The 12,916-nt window shown below is 68.6% G+C and carries 12 protein-coding genes; 2 read left to right on the top strand and 10 right to left on the bottom strand.

Going from position 1 to position 12,916, the window contains the following annotated elements:
- Positions 1-71: 71 nt before the first annotated feature.
- The gene (locus tag AB4Z27_RS25160; protein ID WP_255371001.1) at positions 72-935 is read right to left on the bottom strand and encodes a polysaccharide deacetylase family protein; all 864 of its coding nucleotides are present in this window, start codon (positions 933-935) and stop codon (positions 72-74) included.
- 372 nt (positions 936-1,307) lie between these two features.
- Here AB4Z27_RS25160 and AB4Z27_RS25165 point away from each other — a divergent pair, with 372 nt between their 5' ends.
- Positions 1,308-2,018 carry a DUF3047 domain-containing protein gene (locus AB4Z27_RS25165; protein WP_177220022.1) on the top strand — a complete coding sequence of 237 codons (711 nt, stop codon included), beginning with the start codon at positions 1,308-1,310 and terminating at the stop codon, positions 2,016-2,018.
- On the opposite strand, the gene AB4Z27_RS25170 is transcribed toward AB4Z27_RS25165, so the two are convergent.
- Positions 2,015-2,773: a lipoate--protein ligase family protein gene (locus AB4Z27_RS25170; protein ID WP_441645530.1), complete on the bottom strand. Its 759-nt coding sequence runs from the start codon at positions 2,771-2,773 to the stop codon at positions 2,015-2,017. The genes AB4Z27_RS25165 and AB4Z27_RS25170 overlap by 4 nt on opposite strands.
- A 137-nt stretch (positions 2,774-2,910) precedes the next feature.
- On the opposite strand from AB4Z27_RS25170, the gene AB4Z27_RS25175 reads away from it, so the two are divergent.
- Complete coding sequence (locus AB4Z27_RS25175; RefSeq protein ID WP_092301602.1) at positions 2,911-4,473, top strand: methyl-accepting chemotaxis protein; 1,563 nt, start codon at positions 2,911-2,913, stop codon at positions 4,471-4,473.
- 69 nt (positions 4,474-4,542) lie between these two features.
- Here AB4Z27_RS25175 and AB4Z27_RS25180 read toward each other — a convergent pair whose 3' ends face one another.
- The 8 genes from AB4Z27_RS25180 to AB4Z27_RS25215 form a co-directional block, all read right to left on the bottom strand.
- Positions 4,543-5,559, bottom strand: a complete 1,017-nt coding sequence (locus AB4Z27_RS25180) for an LLM class flavin-dependent oxidoreductase (protein ID WP_092301599.1) — start codon at positions 5,557-5,559, stop codon at positions 4,543-4,545.
- A gap of 126 nt (positions 5,560-5,685) precedes the next feature.
- Positions 5,686-8,421 (bottom strand): hypothetical protein, encoded by a 2,736-nt coding sequence (locus AB4Z27_RS25185; protein ID WP_441593702.1) that lies wholly within the window; start codon positions 8,419-8,421, stop codon positions 5,686-5,688.
- Positions 8,422-8,494: 73 nt separating this feature from the next.
- On the bottom strand, positions 8,495-9,481 hold the full coding sequence (locus tag AB4Z27_RS25190; RefSeq protein ID WP_092301593.1) for a DedA family protein/thiosulfate sulfurtransferase GlpE: 987 nt from the start codon (positions 9,479-9,481) through the stop codon (positions 8,495-8,497).
- A 120-nt stretch (positions 9,482-9,601) separates the two neighbouring features.
- Positions 9,602-10,015: an Hpt domain-containing protein gene (locus AB4Z27_RS25195; RefSeq protein WP_441645531.1), complete on the bottom strand. Its 414-nt coding sequence runs from the start codon at positions 10,013-10,015 to the stop codon at positions 9,602-9,604.
- Between the two features lie 20 nt (positions 10,016-10,035).
- A complete protein-coding gene (locus AB4Z27_RS25200) occupies positions 10,036-10,695 on the bottom strand; it encodes a response regulator transcription factor (protein ID WP_092301587.1) in 660 nt (219 codons plus the stop codon).
- Positions 10,696-11,034: 339 nt separating this feature from the next.
- Positions 11,035-11,856, bottom strand: a complete 822-nt coding sequence (locus AB4Z27_RS25205; RefSeq protein WP_441645532.1) for a hypothetical protein — start codon at positions 11,854-11,856, stop codon at positions 11,035-11,037.
- Positions 11,857-12,246: 390 nt separating this feature from the next.
- Positions 12,247-12,636 carry an OsmC family protein gene (locus AB4Z27_RS25210; protein WP_092301581.1) on the bottom strand — a complete coding sequence of 130 codons (390 nt, stop codon included), beginning with the start codon at positions 12,634-12,636 and terminating at the stop codon, positions 12,247-12,249.
- A 99-nt stretch (positions 12,637-12,735) separates the two neighbouring features.
- A partial coding sequence (locus AB4Z27_RS25215) for a hypothetical protein (RefSeq protein ID WP_441645533.1) occupies positions 12,736-12,916 on the bottom strand: 181 nt, incomplete at its 5' end.

Raw genomic sequence — 12,916 nt, forward strand, 5'->3', positions numbered from 1 at the left:
AGCGTAGCACTTCTACGAATTCCTCGTGCGGTGCCGCATGGCCGATTGGGCCCTGCCGGAGCAGGCGCCGGTCAGGGCCAGCTTTGCCGCGCGTAGTCGCCGTCCCTGGCACGCACCAAAGCGGCGCGTTCGGCGGCGCGGGCGTCGGTATAGAAGGGCGGATCGGCCAGCGGCAGGCCGTTCTCGCGCGCGGCATCGACGAGGATCTGGAGGTACTCGGTCATGTGCGACGCCGTGTAGTCGTTGGTGTCATGAAAGCTCACCACCACCGGCACCACGCCGTTCACCGGCTGGAGCCGCCGCGCGCCGATGGCCGCGCGCACCTGCTCCAGCTCGCTCACCATATGGGAGCGCCGCCGCAGGCTGATGTGCCAGCCGTAGATCTTGCCGTCGCGCGCGTTGGCGTCGGCCATGAGCATGCCCAGGCCCAGTCCCTGGTAGACGCCCCGCGTCTCATCGTTATAGGCCCAGTTGGGCGGCCGCACCAGTTGTGCCACGTGGCGGCACTGGGCGGCGATGTCCGCCTCGCCCGCGCGCAGCGACGCCGCCAGCTCGGTCGGCGCCAGCTTGGTATGGGAGACATGGCCCTCCACCACGCCGCTGTGCACGGCGAGCAGGTGGCCGGCGGCGCAGGTGTCGCGCATCTGGGCGCGCCCGGCCGCGCCGCCGCCCCGGCGCGGATGCGCGGTCTGGACGAAGAAGATGGCCTTGATGCCGGGCGCAATCGGGTTGTCGGCCAACTGGCGCAGGATCAGCGGCGTGCTGCCATCCGGGCCGGCGTCCGGGCCATCGTCGAATGTCAGCAGGAAGCGCAGCGGCGGCAGCTTGGCGGTGGGCTTGGCGAACGCCACCGGCGTGACGGCGGCAGGCGGCTCCGGGGTCTCGGACGCCGGGAAGGTGCCGTCGGCCAGCACGGACACGGGCGCGGCCAACATCAGGACCGCGGACAACAGGGATCGAACGACAGCAGCACGCATGCGGGAATCAGGGGAGCGGAGATGACGGCGCGCGGCCAGACCCGCACCGCGCGAGGCAGCACGATACCACCGGCCTGCGGCCCGGCCGTGGCCCAGTTTGTAAGCAGGTATGTGAAGTGGCGGATGCGGTACTTGTGGCGAGGGCGCGCCAGATCCTGTCAGCGTCTGTCCGAAGCCGATTTCGGCCTACGCCGCACGGTGCGGGCCGGCGGCGCTTTCTACAATGGACTGAGCAGTCCATGCGAATGATCTGAATTTCACCCGTCACCATAACAAAAGGCGGTCACGATGCGCGCCCCGGTCCTTCGTCTTACTCGTCCGATATTGCCGATGCTCGCCGCCATGGTGGCGGCCTCGGCCATGACCCTTGCCACGGCGGCCCGTGCCGACGACCCCGGCGTTGCCTTCTCGGCCAGCCGGCCCGGCGGCGCGCTGCCGGAGGGCTGGCAGAACAAGCCCGTGGTCAGCGGCAAGGCCCTCACGCGCTACGCGCTGGTGGCCGACCAGGGCACCACGGTGCTCGAGGCCGATGCCACCGGCGCCGCCTCCGGCCTGATCCACGCCGGCGACTTCGACCTCGCGGCCACGCCGGTGGTGCAATGGCGCTGGAAGGTGGCCGGCCCGATCCCGGACGCCGACAACCGCGACGCCAAGCGCGAGGACGCCCCCGCCCGGCTGGTGTTCTTCTTCGACGGCGAAAGCAGCAACCTGTCGATTGGCGAGCGCGCCGGCATGGCCATCTCGGGCGCGGTCGGCGACAAGCTGCCCTACGCCACGCTGATGTATATCTGGACCAACAGCGCGCCGGTGGGCACGGTCATCGCCAATCCGCATACCAACCGGGTGCAGATGATTGTGGTGGGCGGCGCGGCCGATGCCGGCAAATGGCAGAAGCTGCGCCGCAATGTGAGTGCGGACTTCCAGAAGGTCTTCCGCGAAAAGCCCGGCAAGCTGCTGGGCTATGGCCTGATGACCGATACCGACAACACCGGCGCCAACGCGCGCGCCTGGTACGGCGACATCCGCTTCACGGCGCGCTAGGCGCCCGGCGGCGGCGTGCGGGCGATGGCGGCGCGGATCGCCTCGGCCACGCGCGACGTCAGTTGGGGATCGTCCTCGATGCCGGCCGCCTCGCGCACGCTGACCACCTTGKCCGGGTCGTAGTGCCGGCCGCTCCCGATGGCCGCCTCGAACGCATTGGCGCGGGCATTGATCTCGACCGGGTCCGCGCTCACCAGCAGGATGGCGTGCGCCAGCACCAGATGGCGCTGGCCATCGTCCGATTGCGCGGCGGCCGGCGCGCGGCGCCAGTACTGCGCGGTGCCGGCGATCTTGCGCGCTGCATCGCCCGGCCCCCAGGCCAGGTTGTAGCGCCCGTCGCAGAACGACCCCTCCACCGCCTGCCAGTGCGTTTCCACGCCCAGCTGGCGCATCCCGTCCGCCAGCACATCGCACAGGTGGATATAGACGGGCTCCATCCACGTAGCCGCGCCCTTCGGCACCGCGTAGGCCAGGCTCACGTTCAGGATGCCCGGCCCCTGCGGCACCAGCCCGCCGCCCGACATGCGCAGCCAGACCGGGCAGCCCCGGGCGGCAAAGTCCGCGCGGGCGGCCTCGATGCCGGGCTGGCGCAGGTAGCTGCGCGGAATCACCAGTGACAGCGGCGCCTCCCACAACTGCGCCACCGGGCCGCGCAGGGCGGCGTGGTCCAGCAGCGCCAGCTCGCCCTGCAGCGGATCGGCCTCGGCGGGGTCTGGATCGATGAAGGAGAAGGCGGCGGACGGCTGAGCGGTCATGGCAGGGGGCTCCAGGTGGACAGTGCGGCGCAATTTTCCCGATCATCGCCCATCTTGGCCCCCTGGTGCTAACGGAAGCTAAGGGAATGTGGCTGCGGCGTCGTTAATCCCAGGGAATTCCCAACAGCCTCCCGATCATGAACCGTCTCACTCTGAACACCAAACTCTGGGCGGCGCTTGCCGTCATGTGGCTGCTGCTGCTCGCGCTCGGCACCTGGAACGCCTTCCACACCAGGTCCGTGATGATGGGCGAGCGGCGCGAGAGCCTGCAGTCGCTGGTCGCCACCGGCGAGGGCATCGTCAAGCTGTACGCGGCGCGTGCCGCCAAGGGCCAGATGTCGAAGGAAGACGCCCAGACCGCCGCCAAGGACGCGCTGCGCGCGATGCGTTTCGGCCAGAACGGCTACCTGTTCATCATCGATTCCAAGCCGCAGGTGATCCTGAACCCGGGCCTGCCGCAGACGGAAGGCAACCAGGTCGGCGAGTTCAAGGACCCGGATGGCGTCTACGTCTACCGCGCGATCCTGGAAGGCGCGCGCCGCACCACGGGCCCCGAGGCTGGTTTCTCGACCTACCGTGGCCGCCTGCCCGGCACCGAAAACCCGCAGCGCAAGCTGACCTACGGCCGCTACGTGGCGGACTGGGACTGGTTCGTGGCCACCGGCGTGTTCCTGGTCGATGTGGAAGACGCGTTCCGCGCCAACCTGATCAACGCCCTCGTCAGCACGCTGCTGATTGGCGCGCTGATCGCGGCGGTGATGCTCTGGCTGATGCGCACCGTCAAGCGCAGCCTCGGCGGCGAGCCGGCCTACGCGGTGGAAGCGGTCACGCGCATCGCCGGCGGCGACCTGACCGTGCCGGTGACCGTGCGCGCTGGCGACGAGCAGAGCGTGCTGGCCGCCATGCAGCGCATGCAGACCCGCCTGGCGGGCACGCTGGGCGAGATTCGCGGCGCGGCGGGTTCCATCGCCACGGCCACGGACCAGATCTCGGCGGGCAATACCGATCTCTCCCAGCGCACCGAAGAGCAGGCTTCGGCACTTGAGCAGACCGCGTCGAGCATGGAAGAGCTGACCGGCATCGTGCGCCAGAACGCGGACAACGCGCGGCAGGCCAGCGCGCTGGCCGTGAATGCCTCGGACATTGCCAATCGTGGCGGCGAGGTGGTCAGCGAGGTGGTGGCGACGATGGGCGAGATCAACAACGCCTCGCGCCAGATCGTCGACATCATCGGCGTGATCGAAGGCATCGCCTTCCAGACCAACATCCTGGCCCTGAACGCGGCCGTGGAAGCGGCGCGGGCCGGCGAGCAGGGCCGGGGCTTCGCCGTGGTGGCGGGCGAGGTGCGCAGTCTGGCCCAGCGCAGCGCCAACGCCGCGAAGGAGATCAAGACGCTGATCGACAACTCGGTGGCGCAGGTRGACAACGGCTCGTTGCTGGTGGCCAAGGCCGGCGAGACCATGCACGAGGTGGTGGGTGCGGTGCGCCGCGTGACCGACATCATGGGCGAGATCAGCGCGGCTTCCGCCGAGCAGAGCACCGGCATCGAGCAGGTGGGCCAGGCCGTGACGCAGATGGACTCGGTGACGCAGCAGAACGCGGCACTGGTCGAGGAAGCGGCTGCCGCCGCCCATTCGCTGGCCGAGCAGGCCCAGTCGATGATGCGCGCGGTGTCGGCGTTCCGGCTGGCGACGGCCTGATCGATCCGGCTCGTACGCAAACRAAAACCGCGGCCTTGGCCGCGGTTTTTGCTTTCTGGCGCTGACGGTTCAGGCCAGTTGCGTGGGCGAGAGCGACAGGGCGCGCACCGCCTTCGCGGCAATCTCGAACGACTTGAGCCGCGCCGCGTGATCGTAGATCTGGCCGGTCAGCATCAGTTCGTCGGGGCGCAGGTCATCCACGAAACGTTGCAGGCCGTCGCGCACGGCGGCGGGGTCGCCCACGACCGAGACGGCCAGCGAGCGGCGGATGTGGTCGGCCTCGCTGGCGTCCCAGAGCAGGTCCATGTTGTCCACGGGCGGCTTGAGCTGGCCCGGCGTGCCGCGCACCAGTGCCAGGAACTGCTGCTGGAGCGACGAGAACAGCCGGCGCGCCTCGTCACCGGTGTCGGCGGCGAACACGTTGACGCCGAGCATCACGTGCGGGCGATCGAGCTGTTCGGACGGRCGGAAGGTGCGCCGGTACAGGTCCACGGCCTGGCGCATGAAGCCGGGCGCGAAGTGCGACGCGAACGCAAACGGCAGCCCCATCGCGGCGGACARYTGCGCGCTGAACAGGCTCGATCCGAGCAGCCACAGCGGCACCTTCAGGCCCGCGCCGGGCACCGCGCGCAGGCGCTGGCCCGGGCGCACCTCATCGAAATAGGCCTGCAGYTCTTCCACATCCTGCGGGAAGGTGTCGGCGCTGTCGTGGCTGAGCTGGCGGCGCAGCGCGCGCGCCGTGGCCTGGTCGGAGCCGGGCGCGCGGCCCAGCCCGAGGTCGATGCGGCCCGGATACAGCGCAGCCAGCGTGCCGAACTGCTCGGCAATCACCAGCGGCGAGTGGTTCGGCAGCATCACGCCGCCCGAGCCGACGCGGATGGTGGACGTGCCATTCGCCACGTAGCCGATCAGCACGGAYGTGGCCGCGCTGGCAATGCCGGGCATGTTGTGATGCTCGGCCAGCCAGAAGCGGCGATAGCCAAGGCGTTCGGCGTGCTGCGCCAGGTCCAGCGTGTTGCGCATGGCCTGGCCGGCATCGCTGCCTTCCACGATCGGTGAAAGGTCGAGCAGGGAATACGGAATCATGGATGCGGGGCGCGGCCGGGGTGACCGGCGCGCCATGTGGAGACGGGAACGGGGCTATGGTAGTCACGTGCGCCGAATCGTGCTGGCGCCCGCCGAGTAGCCCTGCTAACCGTGGGGCTACGCGCGTTACCCGAACAGCCGCTGCGCTACGGGCCCCTGGGCAATGCGCCGGCCGATGTCGAACCCCAGCGCGCGGTAGCTCTCCCACTGTGCTTCATCGAAGAACTGGTCGGCGGTGCCTTGCTGCGGGAAGTCGCGATGGACGGCGCCGTACTGGCGCACATCGGCCGGCGCGGTGGGTGTGAGGCGCGGCTTCAGCAGGATGATGCGGGTGACTGGCGGGGCGTCCGGGGCGCCGCCCTGGCCGGCCACGAAGGCATTGAGCAGCAGCCCGACCTTCATTCGGCTCTCCGGGCTGGCATCGGCGGCAAAGTCATCCATGGTGCCGAACACGGTCTTGAGCACCGGGTCGCTCGCGGCGGCGGTGTCCACCACGATTTCGAGTCCGAAGTCGATGCGGGCCAGCCGGATCAGGTTGGCGAGATCCTTGAAGCGGTAGTCGGCGTCGCAGCCGCAGTCGCACAGCACGATCAGCGCTACGCGGCGCTCCGGGCGCAGCAGTTCATAGACGGCGGTGTTCTCGAAATGGCCGCCATCGGACAGGTACTGCCAGCCCCGCCGCGTGCCGTGAAAGCGCGCGGCGAGTTCGCACCCGAGGTAGTACTGCGTGCGGAACAGGCCGGTCAGCACGCCGAGCGTGGGCCGCGCGCGCCCCGCCGCGCCGCGCCGGCGCATGGGGGCGTGCCCGCTGCCAGCATCCAGCCGCGATGGCCACCAGACGCCGAGCCGCAGGTTGGCGAACCCCATCAGCAGCGAGGTGCCCAGCGTGGAGGCGCGGCCGAGACCGGTGGAGATGGCGGCGCCCGAGATCGCCACCCAGTCGCCCACGGTGCGTGCGTGGGCCATCTCGCCGGGATGACGGCGGAAGGTGCGTTCCTGCGACATCGCGCAGCAAGGCCGCCCATCGACGCTGAATCGCACGTAGGTATCGGCGGGCAGTTGCTGCGGGGCGCCCGGCTGGGCCAGCGCGGGGCCCGGCGAGACGCACAGCGGCTTGCCYTTGCGGTCRCGCTGCACGAGCTGCTCGGCCGGATCGACGGTCAGGTTCAGCGTGACGTTGATCAGGTGCAGCGGCGCCAGCACGCGGGGATCGTAATAGTCGTTGAGGCTCAGGGCGTCGTCCGGGGCGGGCTCGGCCACGCTGAAGCGCTGCCGCGCGTCCGGGCTGCCCGCCGTGGCGGTGAAGCGGTTGCCGTTGGAGGCGCCCAGATAGGCGCGCGTGAGCCGGGAGGCGTAGAACGACTGGAGCGTGGACAGGTTCAGGAAGCCCGCGAAGCGCCCCACCACCATCGCCATGACCAGCGCGAGCCCCGTCAGCACGGCCAGCGCGGGCGTGGTCCAGGCCTTGCCGAAGACGAGCCAGTCGACCGGCTCGCCGCCATCCCACCGCACCCAGAGCACGATCCACGACCAGAGCACGAAGACGAGCAATGCCAGCACGGCCGCCAGCGCCCCGGCCAGCAGCGAGACGGGCAGGCGGTTCAGCATCGCGCGCCAGGACGAATCGCCGGCGCCCTTGTGGCCGTTATCGAGCAGATTGGCGCCATAGCGGACCAGCCAGACCAGCACGCCCAGCGTGCCGGCCGGGCCGAGCGCGCCCCACGGATGCACGGTCAGATAGCTATAGAGATAGCAGGTGCGCGCGGCGGTATCGGCAAGCCCCAGCGCGGCCAGCGCGCCGGTGACCCCCATCGCCGTGCGCAGCGCCCGCGTGGCGCGCACGCGGAACATGGTCACCGAGCGCGGGGCCGGCATCACCATGACCAGGCAGGACGCCACGCCCAGCCAGGCCAGGATGCCGATGGCGAAGCAGGCGTAGGCCAGCCGCGGCGACGGCTGCAACTGCTGGAACCACCACGCGGTGGCCAGGAAGGCCGCGCCGATCAGCGCCGCGAGCAGCACGGCGTTGTTCAGCACCCGCACGGGCTGGCGCGGGTCGTCCGAACGCGGGTAGACCAGCCAGAACGCGATGCCGGGGGGCACGGCGAACAGCAGCGCGGAGGCCACCGGCAGCCAGAGCAAGGGGCTCCACCAGATGGCCAGCCGTTCGTCGTAGAACGCCAGGCGCGCGGCGTGGAGCAGGTCCATCTCGTTGCGGGCGAGTCCGTGCCATGCGCCCGTGGCCAGGTGCAGCCCCAGCGCCAGCGCGGCCAGTAGCACCAGCAGTGCACTGCCAATCACATATTGCATRGCCAGCCAGTTTCGCACCACCACGGCGGCGGCGTAGAGGTTGTCGCCCGCGCCGGTGGGGGTGAGGTAGCGGCCGTTCTCGCGCAGCCACGCCACGGCGGCCCGGCCCGGGGTCTCGGCATAGGAGACCGAGGTGTGGATGCGCCCCGGCGGTTCGTATTGCATCGTCCGGTAGGCATCCTGCGCGGCCTGCACGGCACTGGTGCCGCGCCGCAGCCGTCCGGGCACGAACAGGCTGACGAAGAACGCGCCAAGGTAGCCGCCGCCGCTGACGGTGGAGAGATAGTCGAACTGGGCCAGCAGCGACTGGGTGCCGGCGACAGTGGGGGAGGGCGGGGTGTCGAGGGGCGTCCGGGCGGGCGTCTGGGCGGGATTCGGCGCTTCGGCCATCGCCTGCATCACGCCGAGGCAGAACGTGGCGCTGCGGATGCCGCCGCCGGAGAGGGCGAGCGCGTAGGTCTGGCCGGCGCTGTGCCGGGGAATATCGAGCATGCGCCGGCGGTGCGCCACGCGCGCGGCTTCATCGTCCCAACCCGGGTCTTCGCCTGGCATGCCGCCCTCCCTGCACAATGGCCTGCGCCAAGTATAGGAAGCGGCGGTTGCTCCGGGGGGTACGGCGGGTGGATTAGTGCGCGGAGGCCTGCTTGGCGGGGTCGGCCGCGTCGTTGCTGGCCTCATCGGCCGGGGTCGACAAGGCGCCCTGCAGGCGCTTCCATTCGTCGAACCCGCCCGCCAGCGCCCAGGTGTGGCGGTAGCCCGCCACACGCAGCCGCTCCGCCAGCACGGCGGCGGACATCTCATGGGGGCAGGCGCAGTAGATCACGATGTCATGTTCGGGCGAATGCTCGCCCAGCGTTTCCAGCGGCGCGTGCAGCTCCATGACCAGCGCGCCGGGAATGCGCTCGATGGGAGCGACGCCATGCGCGCGCACGTCCACCACCAGCGGCGGCGCGCCCGTCGAGCGGCGCGATTCCAACTCCATCACCGTCATCCGCGGAATCCGGCCCGTGCGGCGCAGCATGCGCCAGCGCAGCCAGAAGCGCCAGGCAATGAACAGCGCGAAGGCGCCGCCGGCAATCAGCACGGCGATATGGCCGTAGGTGCTGAAGGCGGCCAGGATCGTATCGACGAAATCGCTGAACACCACGCCCGCCAGCAGCGCGCCGCCAGCCCAGACCAGCGCGCCGAGGGCGTCGTAGAACAGGAAGGTCATGAACGGCGTGGAAGTCATGCCGGCCATGGCCGTCGAGAGCGCGCCGGCGCCGGGCAGCAGCTTGGCGAAGACGAGCGAGCGGGGGCCTACGCGCAGGTAGAGCGACTGGGTCTGCCGGATGCAGGTGTCGGGGGAGAGGGAGACGCGGCAGATCGTGCGCAGCATCGGCTGGCCCAGCCGCTTGCCGGCGAAGTACCACGCCGTATCGGCGATCAGGCAGGCGGAGATCACCGCGAACAGCACGGCGCCAATCGACGGACCAGACTCCTGCATCGACAGCGCACCCGCCACGAACATCATCGGATAGGCCGGCACCGGCAGGCCGGCCTGCTCGGCCAGCACGCTCAGGAACACCAGGGACAGCCCGTGGCTGTCCAGCAAGGCCTGCAAATCACCCACGACATGTCTCCCGCCAGAAAAAGGGTCCGGCGCGAAAAGAAGGGGGCGGCCGGATGGACCCACAGTGTGCCAGTGCCACCGGCGCCTTGCACTGCCATGATGTAGGCAGGGTCATCAAATTCACTGAATGTGGCTGGACGGCGACGTATCTTCGGCCGGATCGGGATGGCAGGCGGCGGGCGCGGCAGCCTGCAGGGCGATCAGCGCATCGTTGAATTCGGTCACGATGGCGACATAGCGCGGCAGTAGCGCGTCGATCACGGCAGGCTTGCCCTGCCGCGCCGCGGACTCCAGCGACTTGCCCGCCGCCACCAGCGTCGGGCAGCGGGACAGCGCAGCGCTCCCCTTGATGCGGTGCACGGTGCGCTGCACGCCGGTCCAGTCCCGCATCGCCACCGTCCGCTGCAGGTTGGCCATGTCCGCCTCGTTGGTCTCGATCAGCCGGGCGAGCAGCATCCGGTAGAGCACGGGGTCATCCCGCGCCGCGTTGGCCACTGCCGCGCCCATGGCTTCGCGTTCGGCGCGGGGCAACACGCGGCGGGCCCCGGCGCGGGTCACGGGGTGAGCTGGCAACGTCGGGCGAAATCGACCAGATCGACCAGGGATTCGGCACGCAGCTTGGCCATGATGCGCGCCTTGTAGCTGCTGACGGTCTTGTTGCTGATGAACAGCGCGTTGCCGATGATCTTGTTGCTCATGCCGCGTGCCAGCATGCGCAGGATGACGACCTCCTTGTCCGACAGCTTGCGCAGGCCTTCATCGTCGCTGACCATGCGGGACTCGTGCGAGGGGTCGCTGAACGTGACGGCCGTGGCGGGATTGGCGCTCGCGCCGTTCGGGAACACGGTAAAGCCGCCGAGCACGCTTTCCACGCAGCGGACGATGGCATCCATGTCCTGCGTCTTGCTGATGAAGCCCTGCGCGCCGGCCTGGTAGGCGCGCGCGGCGAACGGCGTGGGATTCTGGGCGGTCAGGATCAGGATACGCACGGCCGGATGGAGCGCGCGCATGCGTGGCGTGGCATCGAGCCCGCTCATGCGGGGGATGTCGAGGTCGAGTACGACGAGGTCGGGTTTATGTCGACGCACGGCCTCGATGGCGCTCTGGCCGTTGTCGGCTTCCAGCAGTACATTCACGCCCAGCAACTGGGAGAGATGGGCGCGCATGGCAAGCCGCAGCGCGGGGTGATCGTCGACGATCAGGATGGTGGTCATGCGTTGCTGCCTTGTGGCCGTGCCGCGTGRGCGGCTGGCCAGGGGTCATCACTGACTGGGCAGTATATGGAGATAGCGTCGCTTAATTTGTGGGAAATTTCCGCAATCGCTGCGTGAAATTTCCCCATTTGCGCCGCATTAGATCCAGATCATGTTCGCGTGACATTTTATGTCACTCATAGGCTACGGACCATCCCAAAAAAATAGCGGCCCTCCACCAACATGGGGGGCCGCAAATCGGGAATGCGAGGAGGTCAGAATCCTCAAGRAGTGTTATCGGCACATGGGGGCGCCGCTGATCCCTACTTAGGTGGGGCCAGCGTCACACTGCAGCSGGTATCAGGCGATCAGCCGATCCGGCTGGTTGGCYGGCCCCGTGGCGGCACGCACGCGGCGCACGCCGGCTTCCATCTCCGCGTGCGCGGCGTCCAGCCACGCGATGCGGTGGCGCACGGGATCATTGGGCGACAGGTCGTTGGCGGTTATCTCGCGCAGGAAATACCGCACCATGCTGCCGGCGCGCGCGGGCACCGGCATCATCCCCAGCATCTGGCCCCGATCGATCAGACCTAGCCCGGCGGCATGCCGCAGCCCCGCCCACGCCGTGCGCCCCAGTCCTATAAAGAGCGCCTGCCGATGGCACTGCCCGAGCCGCGCGAGGAACAGCGACTCGAAGACGGCGCGGAGCATGGGCACATCGAGCAGTTCGTCGAGCGGGCCGTCGAATGCGAGCCCGCGTCGCGTGGTGGCATGGGGCAGCAGGGCAAGCGGCTGGATGGCGTCGAACCCATCGTTCCACAAGGCTGCCGCATGGGGTTGCCCAATCAGCTCGGGCACGCGGAAGTGGTCGAGCATGCGGATCAGGTTGGGCCGCACGAGTCGGCCGCCCAGTTCCACACGCCGCTTGTTCTCGCGCTGGATGCTCCGCCCGGGCGTATGCGCGAGCAGCAGTTCCTCCGTGACCGATGCGGCGAGCCGCACGTGGGTGTGGCCCGGCGTGGTGCTGACCAGCACCAGGCGCGCAYCGGCGTTCCGATGTTCGAACGGCACGTAAGCCATGGTGTACGTCCCGTCCTGATCCACCATCACGGGTTTGTCCGCAATGGCTCGCGCGCCGCCGCGTCGGATGCGCGCGCAATACTCTTCGATGTAGTTCGCCAAGATGTCCCCGCTCCAATGCTTCCCTGCTGCTGGCTGCCATGTCTTGTTTTGGCTTCATGTTAAGCCGCAGTACATGGCCACGAAAGCGCCCAAGTGGCGTTCGGAGCGCGTTACAACACAGGCTTGGTTGGCGAGCGAACCAATGAGACGAGGGAGCCCTACGTATGAGGGATGCGTTTCGCGCTTGGGATGTGGATCTCGCTGTAGGACAACGTTGCGCGACAGGTGGGTCAGGATGATGACGGCGGGATCGGCCTTTGGGGCCGCCAGCAAAAAAGGCCGGACACGAGTCGTGTCCGGTAACCCATTTGCTGACTCAGGTCGTGTCAGAAACCCGAGAACTCAAATGATAACCATTATCATTTGTCGRGTCAATGAATGGCGGTGCCTTTAGGCGGTCAGCGTGGTTTCGATCGAAATCTGGGCGGACAGGGATTTGTGCACCGGGCACTTGTTGGCCACGCGCAGCAGATCCTCGCGCACGTTCGGCGGCAGCTCTCCATCGATCTTGACGGTGCGGATCATCTTGTAGGTGCCGGGCGCCTCTTCGTGCCGCACCGAGACGTGCACCTCGCGTAGGTCATAGCCCTTGCGCTTGGCGTACACCTGGAGCGTGAGCGTGGTGCACGCGGCCAGCGCGGAGTCGAGCAGGTCATGGGGGTTAGGGAGCGACGGGTCGCCTGCAGGGGCGTCCAGGTCCGCGCGCCAGGTGGCGGTCTCGTTGCGCAGGTCGCAGGCGCTCGCGCCCGAGGCGGCCAACCAGGTTGCTTCAATGGTCATGGGTGAGTGTCCTCTGGAGATGGGAGGGCGGGAACCGGTCCCGGATTGATGATTCTATATATAGGGGCCTGACATCGCGCTGCTGAGGTGCCGTAATCGTCATTTCCAGAAAAATCTGAAATTTTGATGACAAACCCCTTGCCAGCCTGCGTTGGCTCCCTTAATATTCGCCCCCTCGCAACACAAACCGCGCTGCAAACGCAGCAGCGACAAGGGTTGCGGGGTTGATGGGTGGTCGGGCTGAGGAGTTTTCCAGCGCTGACCGCAGCGAAAAAAACTT

The organism is Cupriavidus sp. KB_39, from assembly GCF_052114485.1.
Classification (GTDB): domain Bacteria; phylum Pseudomonadota; class Gammaproteobacteria; order Burkholderiales; family Burkholderiaceae; genus Cupriavidus.

Excerpts from the sequence above, each read along its gene's own strand:
- AB4Z27_RS25160 (WP_255371001.1), bottom strand. The coding sequence starts at position 935 with ATGTTGGCCGCGCCCGTGTCCGTGCTGGCCGACGGCACCTTCCCGGCG.
- AB4Z27_RS25165 (WP_177220022.1), top strand. The coding sequence starts at position 1,308 with ATGCTCGCCGCCATGGTGGCGGCCTCGGCCATGACCCTTGCCACGGCG.
- AB4Z27_RS25200 (WP_092301587.1), bottom strand. The coding sequence starts at position 10,695 with ATGACCACCATCCTGATCGTCGACGATCACCCCGCGCTGCGGCTTGCC.
- AB4Z27_RS25210 (WP_092301581.1), bottom strand. The coding sequence starts at position 12,636 with ATGACCATTGAAGCAACCTGGTTGGCCGCCTCGGGCGCGAGCGCCTGC.